Origin of the sequence: Sporolactobacillus caesalpiniae (assembly GCF_040513385.1) — a bacterium.
GTDB lineage: Bacteria > Bacillota > Bacilli > Bacillales > Sporolactobacillaceae > Sporolactobacillus.
In genome coordinates this window covers 189,303-205,386 of the sequence record NZ_JBEVCB010000006.1, presented here as the reverse complement: position 1 = coordinate 205,386, position 16,084 = coordinate 189,303, and the positions used below count along the sequence as shown (strand labels likewise).

The window sequence follows — 16,084 nt, the reverse complement described above, 5'->3', positions numbered from 1 at the left end:
ATTTAGTCCGTTTGGACAAGTTAAAATAGCTTTAAATCAACGTATTTAGACTGATCCATTGCGTCATTTACACTTGATAATATGCTAAAATAAAGATGCGGGAATGCAGTTTTTCCCTTAATAAAAGGAGGCGTTACCAATGCGTCTTTATACTAGTGTTCAAAGTACGGAAGCATTGAATAGGGATTATCAGAGAATGTCTGCGTTGACCCCAAAAGAATCCTTAATCTATTTAAACACAAATGAAAGCGGTTTATCAAGTGGAAAAGCTGCGGATCTTTTGAAACAATATGGTGAGAATTCGATTAAAAGTAAGCAGTCGTTCCATCCAGCGCGGCGATTCATACGTCAACTTATTAATTTACTTGCAATCATGCTTTGGATTGCAAGTGTGCTTGCCATTCTATCCGGAACACCGATGCTCGCCTATGTTATCTGGGCAATTATTTTGATCAATGCGTTATTTTCTTTTTTACAGGAGAAGAAGGCTGATACGGCGCTTCAAGCACTGTCTCGAATGATGCCGAATCAGGTAAAAGTTTATCGTGATCATGTGCTAACCGTTCTTTCCGCAGATCAATTGGTTCCCGGAGATATCGTGACGATTGCTGCCGGCGACCGTGTACCTGCCGATATTCGTTTGATCAATGCTGAAGGCTTATTTGTCGACAATTCGATGCTGACTGGAGAATCGCTTCCTGTTGACCGTGAAGCTGCTCCGGATTTGCTAGAGGGAAAGTCGTTCGCATGCAGCCATAACCTTCTATTTGCGGGGACAACGGTTACCGACGGGCGAGCAACAGCAGTTGTATATGCGACTGGCAATCAGACTCAGATCGGCAGTATTTCTATGACAACAGCAAACATCACCCGTCGCAAGAGCACACTGGATGTTCAGATTCACAAAATTACCCGTGCGTTGTCGTTGATAGCGATAGCAATAGGTATGCTTGCTTTTATGACTTCCGTTCTTGTCAGCGGATTTTCCGTTAATGCCGCGCTTGTATTCGCAATCGGTATTATCGTTGCCAACATTCCTGAAGGGTTAATGCCAACGGTAAGTCTTTCGCTGGCCCTCAGTGTCGAACGCATGGCCAAAAAACAGGCGCTTGTGCGCAAACAGTCGGCGGTGGAAACCTTGAGCAGTACAACGGTCATTTGCACTGACAAAACGGGAACACTGACGCAGAATAAAATTTTCGCTAAAAAAATTTGGGTGCCTGGAGCACTTTATGAGGTTAGCGGGTACGGATATGGAAAAGAGGGGACGGTGAGCGGCGGTACGGAAGAAACTAAAACAACGCTTGAACGTCTTTTTGCTGCTGCATCGATTTGCTCGGAAACCACTTTAAACACGGACGTGCGCCATCCGTCAACATGGAACGTAATCGGCAGCCCAACCGAGGCAGCTATTTTAATTGCTTCTGAGAAATCCGGTTTTTCAGTGATGAACGCTATTGAATCATTTAAACGGATTAAAATCGTGCCATTTACTTCAAATGCCAAGATGATGACCGTTTACGCACAAAATGAAGCGGATCATTTGTTTGAAAAAGGGCATATCTTTCAATTCACGAAGGGAGATCCCCTGCGCGTGCTGGCGCATTGCGGTTTCTCTATAAAGAAAGGCAAGGTATGCGGTTTGTCGGATATGGATCGAACGCAAATACGTGGAGTGAATGATGAAATGGCGAATAATGGCTTTCGCGTGCTCGCCGTCGCGTACGCGGACCGCACTGAAGAACAATTGGATATGGAGTCGATTTCGAATGATTGGGTTTTGCTCGGTCTTGTCATTATGCACGATCCACCGAAAGTTGGCGTGAAAGATGCAATTGCCGATTGCTATAAAGCGGGGATAAAGGTGACGATCGTAACGGGTGATTATGCGCTGACCGCTGCCGCAATCGCTCGTCAGATTGGAATCGTAAAAGATGGTTATGTGGCAATTACAGGAAATGAGTTAGAAAAAATGAGCCAGAAGGAACTAGCAAAGAAAATCGACACAAATCTGCCGGTGATTTTCGCTCGGACGACGCCGAAGGACAAATTAAAAATTGTCGATACCTACCAAAGTCTCGGACATGTTGTCGCCTCTACAGGGGATGGACTTAACGATGTACTCGCTCTACGGAAAGCGGATATTGGCATTTCGATGGGGGAGAATGGTTCGGATGCCGCAATTGAGTCTTCGGATGTCGTTCTACTGGATGATAACTTTGCTACGATTGTTGAAGCGATAAAAGAAGGACGCGCGATTTATGAGAACATTCGTAAATTTATTACGTATATCTTGGCGTCCAATGTACCGGAAGTACTCCCTTTTCTTATCATGGCGATTTTTCATGTTCCGCTTGCGCTTAATGTTTTACTTGTGCTGGCAATAGATCTAGGAACCGATTTGATCCCAGCTATCTCACTGGGCAAAGAGCTTCCGGATCAAGATGTGTTACACGCATCGCCGCGTAGACCGAATGACAATATTTTAAACAAATCAGTGCTGCTCCGTTCATATCTATTTCTCGGTTTCGCTGAGGCGTTTATGTTGTTTTTCATGTTCTTTCATTCTTGGAACCAGTTCGGCTATTCATTTGCGGATATCCAGGGATTAACCGCTTCTTTGACGGCAGGTTCGACCGGCGCTCAAGTATCCTACGTTTATCAATATGCTGTAACAATGGCTTTTGGCGCGGTTATATTTAGTCAAATCGGCAATCTGCTCGAATGTCGTTCGCCCAGTCAATCGATGTTTACGATGTTCCGAAAGCCGAATCATTTGATTTTCTGGGGGATTTTGTTTGAAGTAGCGCTCTTTTTATTGATCGCGTATCTGCCATTTATGCAGCTGGTATTTGGAACTGCAGCTCCAAGCTTAAATCATCTCTATCTACTATTGATTTGTCCGATTTTCTTAATTGTGGTGGAAGAATCACGAAAATGGGTCGTTCGAAAAGGACATTCATCGGCCCATCACACAATAGAGAAGCAAAGAGCTGCTTAATCATTATGTGGAATCGACCCCATTCAAAAATGTATAAACGTACCAGATGTTTTGTCCATGACCATTAGAACTGTTACTCATAAGCTATTTATGTAAGATAAATAAACGATTAAGGAGGAGTTATTGATGGGTTGGAACGATTTTGTATATGGTCAGCAATCCGGCTGTGGATGTGGTAACAGTAACATTGGTAATCAATATGACAGAGGTTGTGACGGCAGAGATTTGTTGGGAGGCGTTTCCAAAAATGATTTTATTAAAGTCTTTTTGAAATGCTCAAAACCGGTAGAAGGATTTTTTGCCGGCGTTTCCAAAAATGTGCTGACATTATTTGAATGTAGTAAACACAGAGTTTCTACGACTGACATCTGTCTCGATGATGTCGTTGCGGTTAAATCTTTTGGACCAAAATTCGATTTTGATGATGATGATCATGACTGCGGGTGTGCTCGTCGCTAAGCATTAGTCGCTTAGCCTGATTATAGATAATAGATCGTCTTAATCAAAGAACTTAGGGTTAACCTAAGTTTTTTTTATGTTTTCATGCACTCGGCTGCACAGTCATTTGCATGTTTTAGTTTCAAACGGTAAGATAAAATTAATTTATAGGCTGAATTTTCATCATTGTTGTGATTTTGATCTATGGAGTGAGAGCCAAATGTCTAAAAAGAAAAAGTTTGCGTTTGCGGCAGCCCTTACCGGTGCAGCTGCGGCCGCAGTGACAGCGGGAATGTACATTCGCCAGGAGGCGGCAAAGCGTAAACCCTTTGAAATTGAAGAAGCGACTTTGGCCGATATGCAGAAAGCACTAAAGCTAGGTCAAGTGACGTCGAAGGATCTGGTCCAAATGTATCTGGATCGCATCGATCGGTTCGACAAGAGCGGACCGATGCTTAATTCGGTAATTGAACTAAACCCGGACGCTTTGCATGAAGCTGAAGCTTGTGATGTAAAAAGAACGGTGACTCCGGATGTCGGACCTCTATTCGGAATCCCCGTAGTTGTGAAAGACAACGTGAATACTGCTGGGAAAATGCATACGACGGCGGGGTCGGTCGCCCTTGAGAACCACCGCGCAAAGAAAGATGCATTTGTTGTGAGGCAGTTAAAAAAGGCCGGAGCGATTATTCTCGGAAAAACGAACTTGACGGAATTTGCGAACTTCATTACTGAAGGCATGCCAAACGGCTACAGTTCACTAGGCGGACAAGTCCTAAATCCTTACGGACCCGCATTTGACGTAGGTGGTTCAAGCAGCGGCACTGCGTCAGCGATTGCCGCTAATCTAGCCGCAGTCGGTATTGGAACTGAGACATCCGGTTCAATCATTTGTCCTGCCGCCTTTAATTCCCTAGTCGGTATTAAGCCTACGATTGGTGTCGTGAGCCGAAGCGGTTTGGTACCGATTTCTCATAGCCAAGATACAGCGGGACCCATCGCACGAACTGTTCAGGATGCGGTACAGCTATTGAATGCGGTCATTGGGATGGACGAGGATGATGAAGAAACGATTTGGAGTCAAGGGGATATTGCCAAGGATTATACGGATTTTTTGAATCGCGGGGAATTAAAGAATGCGCGTCTTGGTATTGATCGTCGTTACTTAGACTCAGTTAGTGATGAAAAAGCGACGGTCATTAATCAAGCGCTTGACCTGATGCGTGAGAAGGGTGCGGTGATTGTCGATCCTGCGATTATTCCTTCTACAGACACGCTGGAGGATCGTAAATCATCGGTTATGATTCAAGAGTTTAAATATGATATGAATCAATATCTAGAAAAACTTCCGGATGAGGTTCCGGTTCATAGTCTCAGTGAGTTGATTGCTTTTAACAAAGAACATGCAGACAAAGCACTCAAATATGGACAAACCGTGTTCGAAGAGGCAGATCAACTAAGCGGTGACTTAGGGGGACGTCAATACTTGGCAGATCGTGCGGAAGACCTGCGGCTCTCGCGTAAGGAGGGCATTGATGCCGTGATCAAGACGCGAAAACTGGACGCGCTTATTTTCGCTGATTATCAAGGTTCGGATATTGCTGCCAAAGCTGGATATCCGTCAATAACCGTCCCTGCAGGCTATACCGTAGAGGGAGAGCCGGTTGGCATCACATTTGTTGGTATGGCGTTTACTGAGCCGCGCTTAATTGAACTTGCTTATTCATTTGAGCAGGCTACCTTATATCGCGTGAAACCCTCATTGTAATTTTTAGGCAATCAATAGATGTGCACAGGTGCTCGATTTTTATTGGGCACTTTTTTTCTATTCGCGAATAAACATAGATGGAGTGAGTAAGGAGGTTGTGCATATGACGAATGGGAATGAACAAAAAGCCCGAATACTTGAGCGGATAAGGACAGCCATTAATCAAGAACGGCTTGTGGGCGCTTGTTTACGTTCATTGATTGATGAGACTAAGACGCTAAGGGGACGACAGAAGATCGGTGAGTTGCGGAATGATTCAGTAAGTCTTGAAAAAGAGTTGCTGGCCTTATATGAAACATTGTCTGGTGACAGACTGTCAATTGAATCTGATGGAACTGACATGCGCCCGAGCACATATCTTGAAGGTCTCCGTTATTGTATTGAGAGCAAATTGAATGCCGCTGAATATAACCAAAGGTCGGCGGATTTAACTCAGACTTCCCACATGAAGAGTTGCTTCTATCGGGTAGCGCTAGATGAACTACGCCACGCAAGCTGGCTGCAATATTACTACAGTCTCTATAAATAACGAATCGAGTAGGAGGAGATAATTTCTCCGACCTCTCACACCACCGTACGTACGGGTCCGTATACGGCGGTTCAATAGCTTAAGTGTACATGCTCGAACAGATGGACTAGATTTTTGAGTCCCACCTGTTCGAGTATTTTGTTTGTGATCGACCGATGTAAGATATGGCTACAGGCGATGCGCCAGTAGCCTTTTCGTGTATTTGCCCATTCCCATGCTTTTGGTTTTGGAACGTTAAGTTTCATGAGACTTTTATATCTCGTCTTGACTTTCTTCCAACGTTTCCAAATGATCTGGCGAATTCTTCGCCGGAGCCACTGATCAATATGCCGAATATAGCTCTTCATATAGCTTATGCCATAGTAGTTGATCCATCCTGTGGTTACTTCATTAATTTCTTTAACGATCCCACGGATGTTACCGCTTCGGCTTCTTTTCGTCAGTTGTTTGAGCTTTCGCTCAAAGCGCTTTTTCGACTTGATGTGGGGGCGAAATCCCAATCCCTGCTTGGTCGTGTGCAGGCAGAATCCAAGAAATTTAAGTTTCGTTGGGCTGCCGACCTGAGTTTTCTCCCGATTGACGGTTAGTTTCAGTTTATCTTCCAGAAAGGTGGTGATGCTCTTCATGACTCGTTCGCCCGCTCTTCTGCTTTTGACGTAGATCGTACAGTCGTCGGCATAGCGAACAAACTTATGTCCTCTTCGTTCCAGTTCCTTGTCCAGTTGATCAAGATAAATGTTGCCTAGAATGGGCGAGAGATTCCCCCCCTGGGGAACACCGGCCTCGGTCGGTACAACCTTTCCATTCGTATGCACACCACTGCGCAGGAACTTGCGAATGAGTTGAAGGACGATTTTGTCCTTAATCCGTTTTTCCACGCAATACATCAACTGATCATGATTCACTGTGTCAAAGTAGGCTTTTAAATCAAGATCCACCGCATATCTATATCCTGCTTCGTAGTAAGCCTTGACGCGTTTCATTGCGTTATGGGCACTGCGGTGCGGGCGGAAGCCAAAGCTGTTGTCTGAGAACGTCGGATCAACGATTCGTTCCATCACTTGAAGGATCGCTTGTTGCACCAGTCGGTCACAAACAGTCGGAACGCCAAGGTTTCTTTTTGATCCATCGGGTTTGGGAATTTCCACACGTTTTACCGGTTGTGGCTCGTACGAGCCATTCGTGATCTGTTGGATAAGCTCATCCCTATTTCGCATGAGAAAGGGAAAGAGTTCATCAACGGTCATTCCATCAATTCCGGCTGATCCTTTATTCGCCTTAACACGCTTATAGGCTCGATTTAAGTTCATTCGGTCGGTGATTCTCGTGATGAGATCATGCACACCATCTCTTCTTTCAGTTTCACCGTGAGTCGTACTGCACACTTCTACCGTACCTTCGGATTCCATCCTATTCTTCGATAGATAGCCATCTTTTGATGTTGTCTGTGATTGTCGCATGACTCACACCTCCGCTGCTTCCAAGATTACTATTGTTCAGCCCTTCGTCCTGTCGGACTACTATGGCTTCTGCTGACTTCTTACAGTTCACCAAACCATCACTGGCTCGGTTGCTTCTGTGGAAATTTTCTTTCCTCTTGTCGGAGGCCCCTGTAAGATCTCCCCGGGTAAGAACGACCGCTTTCCTTCCATGTGGCTGCTGCATATACTGTTTGAGATTCGGGCAGTATTGGACTTCACCTTGTTACGCAGGCTTATCCGTCTCTATTCAGCCTTAGTATGCAGTTCTTGTTCATCAGCCCAGAAGTTTGCCTCCGGCTTCCTTCAGATTCCACCTCACGGTGGACACCCTTGCCTTTGGCTAACAGTTCCTACTGCCAAGCCTGTAGCGGACTTTCACCGCCTAGCTGTCGTCCATGCCGGGCGCACATAGAAAAAGGCATAACCGCTTTATCAAGCAGTCATGCCTTTTTGATACCATAAATCCATGGCAGTCGCAATTACGTCTTCGCCTGTTTCTGTTTACTTTTTTACGTTTGCCGTTTTTAAAAGCATCGGCTGCCTTCGGTCGAATAGTGTTGCCGATAAGGTAAAGACAAGCAAACCAAGCCAGATAAATGAAAATGAAACGAGTTGAATAGGGTGGAACGGCTCTCTATAAATCACAATGCCAATGATCAATTGCATGGTAGGATTAATGTACTGGAAGAAGCCAACCATGGTTAGCGAAATCCTCCGTGCGCCTTCTGCGAAGAACAAAAGCGGAACAGCTGTAACCGCACCGGTACCGATGAGAAGCAAGGTTGTTGTCCATGAGCCTGTGCCGAAACTGGCTGATCCCGATTGCTGCACGAAAATCAGATAAAAAAGAGCAACAGGCACAACAAAAAGTGTTTCAAAGGTCAGTTCCAAGGAAGGTGTAATGTGAATCAGTTTCTTTGCAAGCCCGTAAAACCCAAAAGTAAGTGCCAGTGAAAGGGCGATCCAAGGAACGTGCCCAAAGTTTATCGTCTGAATGAGCACCCCTGAAGCAGCCAGTAAGAATGCGATGAGCTGCCAACTTGTCAGTCTCTCTTTCAAAAAGATGATGCCTAAAAGGATACTGATTAAAGGGTTGATATAATAGCCCATACTTGATTCAATGACATGCCCGTGGTTAACCGCCCATATGTAGACAAGCCAATTTAAAGTAATCAGCACAGCTGCTGCAAATACGAAGAGCAGTAGTCTAGGTTTCGCCAGCAGCTGCTTCAATTCCCGGATGAAGCTGCCTAAAGATTTGGTTACCCACAGAAGTCCGATCATGAAGGTCAATGACCAGAAAATGCGATGCGCCAAAATCTCTAATGCTGGTATTTGGTGAATGGGAATCCAATACAAAGGAAAAAGTCCCCACATAAAATATGCTGATAACGTGTAAATAGCACCTATTTTGGTTTCTCGATGATTCATAGCGGTGTTAAGCAGAAAGCCGAAGCTAATGCCGAACGCTCACTTCCTCTCCTTGATGGATGATCAGCCCATGGCTCGTTTAAAAGTCCACGAAATCTATTTGTTCATTGTATAGGCTTTTTGCTTTCTTGACTAGTAGAATCTGCTTGATCTTTTTCAACACTAAGAGAGTCATTGGATGTTGACTGTTCCACTGTTTCTTGAACGAGGCGCTTTGTCTTGGAAGTTGTCTCAACATCGTTATTCGCAAAGCCTTCGCCAAACACTTCGTGAACATCATTAACCGTCACAAAAGCATCCGGATCAAGCTCTTTAATTAAACTTTTTAGTCGAAACACTTCGTTTCGGCTGACGACGCAGTAAACGACATCCAGTTTCCGCCCTGTGTAACCTCCTTTTCCGTCCATGAGGGTCACGCTTCGATCAAGTAGTTTAATAATCTGATCTGCCAGAAGCTCGCTTTTCTTAGAAAAGATCATGATCGCTTTGGCCGAATAGGCACCTTTTTGAATAACATCAATCATTTTTGCTCCGACAAAAATACCTACCAGTGTATACATCATCTGCCGATAATCTAAATAGCAAAGTGACAAAATAATGACTGCTGCATCAATAACGAGCATCGTCTTGCTCATCGCCCACCCATACTTCTTGTGGGTGATCCGAGCGACAATATCGGAACCGCCGGTCGTTCCTCCGTATCGAAAGATGATGCCTAAACCTCCGCCGATAAACACGCCGGCAAATAAAGCCGCTAGGAACAGATCATGGGTCAATGAGAAGTCGAAGGTGATCCAATGCTGAAAAATATAAAGAAAGAATGAGAGCGAGAACGTTCCCAGCAAGGTATAAATGAATTCATTCCTGCGGAAAAAGCGCCAGCCGGCAAAGAACAACGGAATGTTAAGGACAATGTTGCTCACCGCGGGATCAATTGAGAACAAATTATAGAAAATAAGAGTGAGCCCGGTGACACCGCCTTCAGCCAACATGTTTTTCATATTAAAATTCACAAGTCCAAAAGCGTAGATTGCTGCACCAAGCAGGATAAAAAGAATATTTCTTTTCTGCAAGTTAAATTTCATTGAGAACACAACCTTTCATTTCAAGTCGCAATCTATATCATACGTTTTACATGAAGAACCTTCAATATACCAGCGAGCAAAAGATTATTATTTCACTTGCTGACCGTTTTCATTGAAGGAAAACAATGGTATAATCCAACTGCAATTGGCTGACTCGAATTTTGGCATCTTGCATCTTTTCCGTTAAAATAGGAAAAGAGAGGTAGAGGTGATTGTGCATGGAAGTCAAAACACTTGATGAGTTTCAGAAAAACGTGGATGAATACATCGGTCAATTTAAAGAAGGCTATTTCTCTCCGCTTGCACTGACTGCCCGTCTTACTGAGGAATTAGGCGAACTGGCAAGAGAGATTAACCATTATTATGGCGAGAAAAAAAAGAAGCCGACGGAAGCAGTAAAGACGGTTGAAGAAGAACTTGGTGACCTGCTTTTTGTCGTCATTTGCATGGCGAACAGCTTACATATTAATCTGGGACAAGCGTTAACCATTGTGCTGGATAAATTTCAGACCCGGGACAGAGACCGGTGGACCAAAAAGACAAAGGACGAAGGGAAGATTCAACAATGACGGATAAAAAGACAATTCGTGTCGTAGTTGCGGGACCGAGAGGACGAATGGGTTCGGAAACGATTCGCATGATCGCTAAGGCTGAAGGTCTTGATCTTGTGGCAGCGATCGACCACAACCACGATGGAGAACGTATCGAAGATTTACTTGGAGTGGCCGGCTTAAGCGGACGAGTATACGCCGATAGCGATGCTTGCTTCTCAAATGAAGAAGTCGATGTACTTATTGACTTTACTAATCCTGAGGCAGGCAAACAAAATTTGCAAAAAGCGATTGACTACGGCGTACGGCCAGTGATCGGTACCTCAGGCTTTACCAATGAAGAAGTCAAAAGCTATCGCAGTCAGATGGACGACAAGAAGCTTGGCGGAATCATTGCGCCGAACTTCGCAATCGGCGCGGTGCTTGTGATGAAGTTCAGCCAAATGGCAGCTAAATATTTTCCCGATGCTGAGATTATTGAATTGCATCATGACAAGAAAAAAGATGCACCATCGGGAACAGCCATTAAGACGGCAGAATTGATGATGAAGACACGCGAATCGAAAAGGCAAGGCGCACCCGACGAGAAGGAAACGCTTCCGGGAGCTCGTGGTGCTGATTTTGATGGCATGCGCATCCACAGTGTCCGTCTCCCGGGTCTCATTGCCCATCAAGAAGTACTTTTTGGCGGCAAGGGAGAATTGTTGACGCTTCGTCATGATTCAATGGATCGCGCATCCTTTATGACCGGAGTGCACTACGCGACGAAAACTGTTATGGATTTGGAAACGCTTGTCTATGGATTGGAAAATATTCTCGACTAATCGGCCTTGCGCTGCTAAGAGGTGACTAGAATCTTGAAAATTGCATTGATTGCGCATGATAAGAAGAAACCTGAAATGGTTGAATTTGCTACTGCCTATACAGCTGTCCTTAAGAAACATGAATTGTATGCAACGGGAACGACCGGTTTAAAGGTGATGGAAGCAACCGGATTGTCTGTGCACCGTTTTCAATCAGGTCCTCTTGGCGGCGACCAGCAAATTGGTGCGATGATCGCGTCTAATGAAATGGATATGATAATCTTCCTTCGTGATCCGCTGACTGCCCAGCCGCATGAACCGGACGTCAACGCGCTGCTCCGATTAAGCGATGTTTATCGAATTCCACTTGCCACTAATCTCGCTTCAGCAGAACTTCTTATGCATGCCTTAAACCGTGGTGAAATACATTGGCGTGAACTTATACATCAGCGTAAGGGCAGCAAGTGATTGGTAAATAAGTGAGGTGTCCTCTTTGATTTTTCCTTTTAAGAATGCGGCTTTTATTCTCGACCAATTGATTAGTCATGGATTTGAAGCCTATGTCGTTGGCGGCGCCGTACGTGACTATTTACTTGGTCGCCCAATTCATGACATTGATGTAGCAACGTCGGCGCATCCTGCTGACGTTGTGTCTTTATTTAAGCGAACCATCCCCATCGGCATTGAGCATGGAACGGTCGCGGTATTGTCACATGGCAGTACGTACGAAGTAACAACCTTCCGTTCGGAAACCGGCTACGATGATTTTCGACATCCGAGTCAAGTCGCGTTTGTTTCCTCACTTGAACAAGATCTGATGCGACGTGATTTTACGATCAACGCATTGGCTATGGATCGCGCCGGTATCATTATCGATCTTTTCGGCGGACAAAGCGACATTATAAAACAAAGGATTCGCACGGTCGGTAAGGCCGAGGAACGTATTTCTGAGGATCCGTTGCGTATGATGCGCGGGATGAGATTTGCATCTGAGCTTTGCTTCACACTCGGACAAACCGAGTGTGAAGCCTTTTATCAAAAAGCTGAATTGCTGAAGAATATTTCAGTGGAACGGATTAATCAGGAGATGACACGTTTGCTTGCGGGCAAAGGTGTCGCCAATGCGCTCATACTGTTATTTGAAACCGGCTGTATCCATAAACTGCCGATGCTGGAACATGCAGGTCCGGTGACGAACGCGAACACACCTCGCTATTGGATTCTGCAAAGCGATGAAGAACGTTGGACAGCATTTTTGATTAGTGTAGGCATTGATGACGTGCATGCCTTTGCTAAAGCATGGAAATGGTCGAAGAACGTCCGCCAGTCTGTTGTACGTCTAACCGCTTTGTTAAAGCAGCGTTTAAAGAACGAATGGACCAGGGAAACTGTCTATTTTGCGGGTACGAATGACGCCAAAGCGGCGGATCGATTGCTTGCTGCTTTAGGAACACTTCACGAAAATGATCTTGCATCCTGTGAGCGTCAAGTAGAATTTCTTTGGAACACTTGCCCAATCCACTCTCGTTCCGAACTCACTGTAACTGGCAATCAATTCATGAACTGGTCGGATTTGTTGCCCGGTCCATGGCTTGCGGAAGTGATCCAAGATCTTGAGCGAGACGTTGTGAACGGTCGCATTGAAAATAAGTTGGAGGTGATTCGGTCATGGTTCAAAAAATGGCAAATCACTCAAAAGAAGCAATCTTAACCCTTTTATATGAACATCGAGATCAGTTTTTATCTGGTCAAAAAATATCCGGGCTGATTGGTTGCTCGCGCACGGCGGTTTGGAAGCATATTAAATCGCTGATCGAAGATGGTTTCCGGATTGAGTCGGTGCAGAGGAAAGGATATAAGCTGACGAAGGCTCCGGAAGGCTTAAATGCTTCCGCAATTGCCGCAGGTCTGCAAACAAAACGGCTTGGTCACACAATCCATTTTTTTGAATCGATTGGATCAACACAAAAAGAAGCTTTAAGACTTGCTGATGAGGGTGCTGAAGATGGAACCGTAGTAGTGACCAATGAACAGACAAGCGGTCGCGGCCGACTTGGTCATACATGGCAATCACAGCGTGGTATGACGATCGCTATGAGTATGATTCTCAGGCCGGAGCTTCCGATGGAGAAGACACCGCAATTAACGCTGCTCACTGCAGTAGCGGCGGCTGATGTCATTGAGCGAGAAACCGGCCTGTCATGCGGCATCAAGTGGCCAAATGATATACTGTATGATGGAAAAAAGCTTGTGGGGATCTTAACCGAGCTCCAGGCTGAAGCGACTTATGTTAAGGCGGTTGTTATTGGGATCGGATTCAATGTAAATACAGAGCCAACCGCATTTCCTGATTCACTAAAGAGTGTTGCTGGATCGCTTAGGTCAATTACTGGTAAACGCTATGATCTGGCACCATTTGTTCAGCAGTTTTTCGTTTCCTTCGAGAGTCTCTATGCTATGTATCTGAGTGACGGTTTCAAAAGCATACGACCGCTTTGGGAGGCACGTGCCTTGAACCTCGGAAAGCAAATTAAAGTCAGACAACCGGGCGGCCGGATTTTAGAGGGCTTTGCACAAGGTATAAATGACGATGGCGTTCTGCTTCTGGAAAAAAAGGACGGAACGATCACACATATTTATTCAGCGGACATTGAGTGGGATTGACTAATGGTCGACTAGCGAAAAATAAACAGCTTTTTGTTATAATGAGAATGCCGGATAAGCGGGTCTAGTTCGAGGCTGCATTTCATTGAAAGCGGTACTTAGATCAAGCTAACCGAGTAACTATCGTATTCGTCTGCCATGATCCGGTCACGGACATGGACGGAGGGGCGGGCTACGCCAAAAGCAAATTGCTTTTTTGCGGCTTCCGTACCCAAACCTTCTCAGGACAAGAGGAGGAAAACCAAATGAGTGTGGCACACACGCAAACTATGTCACTACTTTCAACACCCGCCGAAGTCAGGCAATTCGTGCGTGAGCAGAAGGAATTAGGAAAGACTGTCGGATTTGTTCCGACTATGGGTTATCTTCACGAAGGGCATGGATCTCTTTTTAGAAAGGCGGCAGCAACCTCGGATTGTGTCATTGCCAGCTGTTTTGTAAATCCAACGCAATTTGGAGAAAAAGACGACTATGTGAATTACCCGAAGGACCGGTTGCGCGATACGCAACTTGCCGAATCATGTGGCGTAGACGCACTTTTTCTTCCTGAATCAAGTGTGATTTATCCAAATGGAGAGCAAGTGACGGTAAAGGTTAATGAAAAAAACGATGTACTGTGCGGAAAGAGTCGACCGGGTCACTTTGACGGGGTAGCCACTGTACTGACGAAACTTTTTACGATTACGCAACCAGATCGTGTTTACTTCGGCATGAAGGATGCTCAGCAAGTAGCGATTGTCAGCAGTCTCATTGAATCCTTTCATTTTCCGATTGAGTTAATTGCCTGCCCGATTGTTCGTGAGGAAGACGGACTTGCCAAGAGTTCGCGCAATGTACGTCTAGTATCTGAGGAACGGCGAGAAGCACCGGAAGTGTATAAAGGACTTCAGTTCGGAAGTGAATTAATTCTGAACGGTGAAAAAGATTTTGATCGAATCATTCGCGCGGTACGCGGTTACTATAAAAAACATTTAACACTTGGCAGCGTTGACTATATCGATGTCTTGAATTATCCGGAATTGACGCGTACCAAAGAAACGATGAGTGGCCGTGTCATCATCGCCTGCGCCGTACGCTATTTAAATGCACGCTTGATCGATAACATAACGATTAATTGTGACAATGGCGAAAGTGAGGCCTCCGTCTAATGATGCGTCCTTTTTTAAGATGCAAAATTCACCGAGCAACAGTCACAGACGCAAATTTGAATTACGTCGGCAGCATAACGATTGATGAAGCAGTATTGAAGGCCATTGACTTGCTCCCTTATGAAAAAGTTCAAGTGGTGAATAATAATAATGGCGCGCGTCTTGAAACCTATGTGATTCCCGGTCAGGCGCATTCTGGTGTCATTTGTTTAAATGGCGCGGCTGCACGACTGGCGCAAAAAGGTGATGTATTAATTATTATGGCTTACGCGCTAATGAACACTTGTGAATATAGTGAACTCAAGCCGACAGTAGCTGTACTTGATCAGAATAATTGTATTGAAAAGATGCTGAACGGTGAAAGTCCTATGCAGACTTTATAAAATTGAGACGGGAACGACAAAATTACCCTTGCAATTCGTTTAAAGAATAGATACGATTGATTTGCTATGAGAACAGTCGAAAAACCCGTGAATACGGGTTTTTCCGCAATGCATAGATGAATAGTAGTGGGGTCGGCAGGTTATTTCCCTTGATTGGGTAACTATAGTTTGAGCGGGAAGGCTTAAGTCCATTCCCGCCATTATTTACCGACAGTGATGGCAGGAACAAGTTGCTGCCATCCGGATACATAAATTGATTCAGGTGATGTTTTGAGAACAAAAACAACGATTATTACCGTATTGGTTGCCTTAGCACTAATGGTTGCAATCGGCGCTTTGAAGCTCTATACAAGTAATACCGGCTATCAGGAACAGGAGTCGGTCACGGCTGTCAAAAAGGCGAAGCAATGGTACTCATTTAATCAGGTCAAATCGGTTACTCCATTTCGGGGAACTGACGCTTATCAAGTGATTCAGGCGAAGCAAGAGGGTAAGAAGGTCTACATTTGGGTGCCGGATCAACCAAAGAAAGCTCCGTTCCTTGAACGTTTGGCAAGTGAAGGAATAACGCAGGGGCAGGCCATACAAAAATTGGCGGATGCTCGGCTTGATGTGAAAAGGATTATCTCAGTACGTCTTGGTGCAATTAAAGGAAATCCAGTTTGGGAAATTACGTTCTTAAATTCTAAAAATAACTATAATTATGTGTCTTTTTATTTTGAAAGCGGTAAGGAAGCGCAGCGAATTTTGAATTTGTAAATGATTAGGATGCGTAATTAAACGAGCAGGTTCAGGGAGGAAC

15 protein-coding genes are annotated in these 16,084 nt (G+C 44.9%); 12 read left to right on the top strand and 3 right to left on the bottom strand.

Translation table 11 applies throughout. The features are described from left to right. The first annotated feature begins 139 nt into the window (after positions 1 to 139). The 4 genes from ABWW58_RS13290 (at position 140) to ABWW58_RS13275 (ending at position 5,736) form a co-directional block, all read left to right on the top strand. Positions 140 to 3,001, top strand: coding sequence for a cation-translocating P-type ATPase (locus ABWW58_RS13290; protein WP_353869580.1), 2,862 nt, complete (start codon positions 140 to 142; stop codon positions 2,999 to 3,001). Between the two features lie 126 nt (positions 3,002 to 3,127). Then, entirely contained in the window at positions 3,128 to 3,460 is a 333-nt protein-coding gene (locus ABWW58_RS13285; RefSeq protein WP_353869579.1) for a hypothetical protein, read from the top strand. A 199-nt stretch (positions 3,461 to 3,659) separates the two neighbouring features. Next, a complete protein-coding gene (locus tag ABWW58_RS13280) occupies positions 3,660 to 5,207 on the top strand; it encodes an amidase family protein (RefSeq protein WP_353869578.1) in 1,548 nt (515 codons plus the stop codon). Positions 5,208 to 5,310: 103 nt separating this feature from the next. Beyond that, a complete protein-coding gene (locus ABWW58_RS13275) occupies positions 5,311 to 5,736 on the top strand; it encodes a hypothetical protein (RefSeq protein ID WP_353869577.1) in 426 nt (141 codons plus the stop codon). Positions 5,737 to 5,807: 71 nt separating this feature from the next. On the opposite strand, the gene ltrA is transcribed toward ABWW58_RS13275, so the two are convergent. The 3 genes from ltrA to ABWW58_RS13260 all read right to left on the bottom strand — a co-directional run bounded on the left by ltrA (position 5,808) and on the right by ABWW58_RS13260 (position 9,733). Further along, positions 5,808 to 7,196: a group II intron reverse transcriptase/maturase gene (ltrA, locus tag ABWW58_RS13270; RefSeq protein ID WP_353867335.1), complete on the bottom strand. Its 1,389-nt coding sequence runs from the start codon at positions 7,194 to 7,196 to the stop codon at positions 5,808 to 5,810. 522 nt (positions 7,197 to 7,718) lie between these two features. Then, positions 7,719 to 8,648 carry an EamA family transporter RarD gene (rarD, locus tag ABWW58_RS13265; protein WP_353869576.1) on the bottom strand — a complete coding sequence of 310 codons (930 nt, stop codon included), beginning with the start codon at positions 8,646 to 8,648 and terminating at the stop codon, positions 7,719 to 7,721. A gap of 104 nt (positions 8,649 to 8,752) precedes the next feature. Then, positions 8,753 to 9,733 (bottom strand): YitT family protein, encoded by a 981-nt coding sequence (locus ABWW58_RS13260; protein WP_353869575.1) that lies wholly within the window; start codon positions 9,731 to 9,733, stop codon positions 8,753 to 8,755. A gap of 218 nt (positions 9,734 to 9,951) precedes the next feature. Here ABWW58_RS13260 and ABWW58_RS13255 point away from each other — a divergent pair, with 218 nt between their 5' ends. The 8 genes from ABWW58_RS13255 to ABWW58_RS13220 all read left to right on the top strand — a co-directional run bounded on the left by ABWW58_RS13255 (position 9,952) and on the right by ABWW58_RS13220 (position 16,041). Then, positions 9,952 to 10,302 (top strand): nucleotide pyrophosphohydrolase, encoded by a 351-nt coding sequence (locus ABWW58_RS13255; RefSeq protein ID WP_093669145.1) that lies wholly within the window; start codon positions 9,952 to 9,954, stop codon positions 10,300 to 10,302. After that, positions 10,299 to 11,108, top strand: coding sequence for a 4-hydroxy-tetrahydrodipicolinate reductase (gene dapB, locus ABWW58_RS13250; protein ID WP_353869574.1), 810 nt, complete (start codon positions 10,299 to 10,301; stop codon positions 11,106 to 11,108). The genes ABWW58_RS13255 and dapB overlap by 4 nt, the downstream gene beginning before the upstream one ends. Positions 11,109 to 11,141: 33 nt before the next feature. Further along, positions 11,142 to 11,555: a methylglyoxal synthase gene (gene mgsA / locus ABWW58_RS13245; RefSeq protein WP_353869573.1), complete on the top strand. Its 414-nt coding sequence runs from the start codon at positions 11,142 to 11,144 to the stop codon at positions 11,553 to 11,555. A gap of 25 nt (positions 11,556 to 11,580) precedes the next feature. After that, positions 11,581 to 12,798 carry a CCA tRNA nucleotidyltransferase gene (locus tag ABWW58_RS13240; protein WP_353869572.1) on the top strand — a complete coding sequence of 406 codons (1,218 nt, stop codon included), beginning with the start codon at positions 11,581 to 11,583 and terminating at the stop codon, positions 12,796 to 12,798. Next, positions 12,756 to 13,751 (top strand): biotin--[acetyl-CoA-carboxylase] ligase, encoded by a 996-nt coding sequence (locus ABWW58_RS13235; protein ID WP_353869571.1) that lies wholly within the window; start codon positions 12,756 to 12,758, stop codon positions 13,749 to 13,751. The genes ABWW58_RS13240 and ABWW58_RS13235 overlap by 43 nt, the downstream gene beginning before the upstream one ends. 269 nt (positions 13,752 to 14,020) lie before the next feature. Next, positions 14,021 to 14,899, top strand: coding sequence for a pantoate--beta-alanine ligase (panC, locus tag ABWW58_RS13230; RefSeq protein WP_353869721.1), 879 nt, complete (start codon positions 14,021 to 14,023; stop codon positions 14,897 to 14,899). Next, positions 14,899 to 15,282, top strand: coding sequence for an aspartate 1-decarboxylase (panD, locus tag ABWW58_RS13225; RefSeq protein WP_093669153.1), 384 nt, complete (start codon positions 14,899 to 14,901; stop codon positions 15,280 to 15,282). The genes panC and panD overlap by 1 nt, the downstream gene beginning before the upstream one ends. Positions 15,283 to 15,552: 270 nt before the next feature. Further along, complete coding sequence (locus tag ABWW58_RS13220) at positions 15,553 to 16,041, top strand: cell wall elongation regulator TseB-like domain-containing protein (protein ID WP_353869570.1); 489 nt, start codon at positions 15,553 to 15,555, stop codon at positions 16,039 to 16,041. Positions 16,042 to 16,084 lie beyond the last annotated feature (43 nt).

Excerpts from the sequence above, each read along its gene's own strand:
- panD (WP_093669153.1), top strand. The coding sequence starts at position 14,899 with ATGATGCGTCCTTTTTTAAGATGCAAAATTCACCGAGCAACAGTCACA.
- ABWW58_RS13260 (WP_353869575.1), bottom strand. The coding sequence starts at position 9,733 with ATGAAATTTAACTTGCAGAAAAGAAATATTCTTTTTATCCTGCTTGGT.
- ABWW58_RS13275 (WP_353869577.1), top strand. The coding sequence starts at position 5,311 with ATGACGAATGGGAATGAACAAAAAGCCCGAATACTTGAGCGGATAAGG.
- ABWW58_RS13285 (WP_353869579.1), top strand. The coding sequence starts at position 3,128 with ATGGGTTGGAACGATTTTGTATATGGTCAGCAATCCGGCTGTGGATGT.
- ABWW58_RS13255 (WP_093669145.1), top strand. The coding sequence starts at position 9,952 with ATGGAAGTCAAAACACTTGATGAGTTTCAGAAAAACGTGGATGAATAC.
- ABWW58_RS13235 (WP_353869571.1), top strand. The coding sequence starts at position 12,756 with ATGGTTCAAAAAATGGCAAATCACTCAAAAGAAGCAATCTTAACCCTT.
- dapB (WP_353869574.1), top strand. The coding sequence starts at position 10,299 with ATGACGGATAAAAAGACAATTCGTGTCGTAGTTGCGGGACCGAGAGGA.
- rarD (WP_353869576.1), bottom strand. The coding sequence starts at position 8,648 with ATGAATCATCGAGAAACCAAAATAGGTGCTATTTACACGTTATCAGCA.
- panC (WP_353869721.1), top strand. The coding sequence starts at position 14,021 with ATGTCACTACTTTCAACACCCGCCGAAGTCAGGCAATTCGTGCGTGAG.
- ltrA (WP_353867335.1), bottom strand. The coding sequence starts at position 7,196 with ATGCGACAATCACAGACAACATCAAAAGATGGCTATCTATCGAAGAAT.
- ABWW58_RS13290 (WP_353869580.1), top strand. The coding sequence starts at position 140 with ATGCGTCTTTATACTAGTGTTCAAAGTACGGAAGCATTGAATAGGGAT.
- ABWW58_RS13280 (WP_353869578.1), top strand. The coding sequence starts at position 3,660 with ATGTCTAAAAAGAAAAAGTTTGCGTTTGCGGCAGCCCTTACCGGTGCA.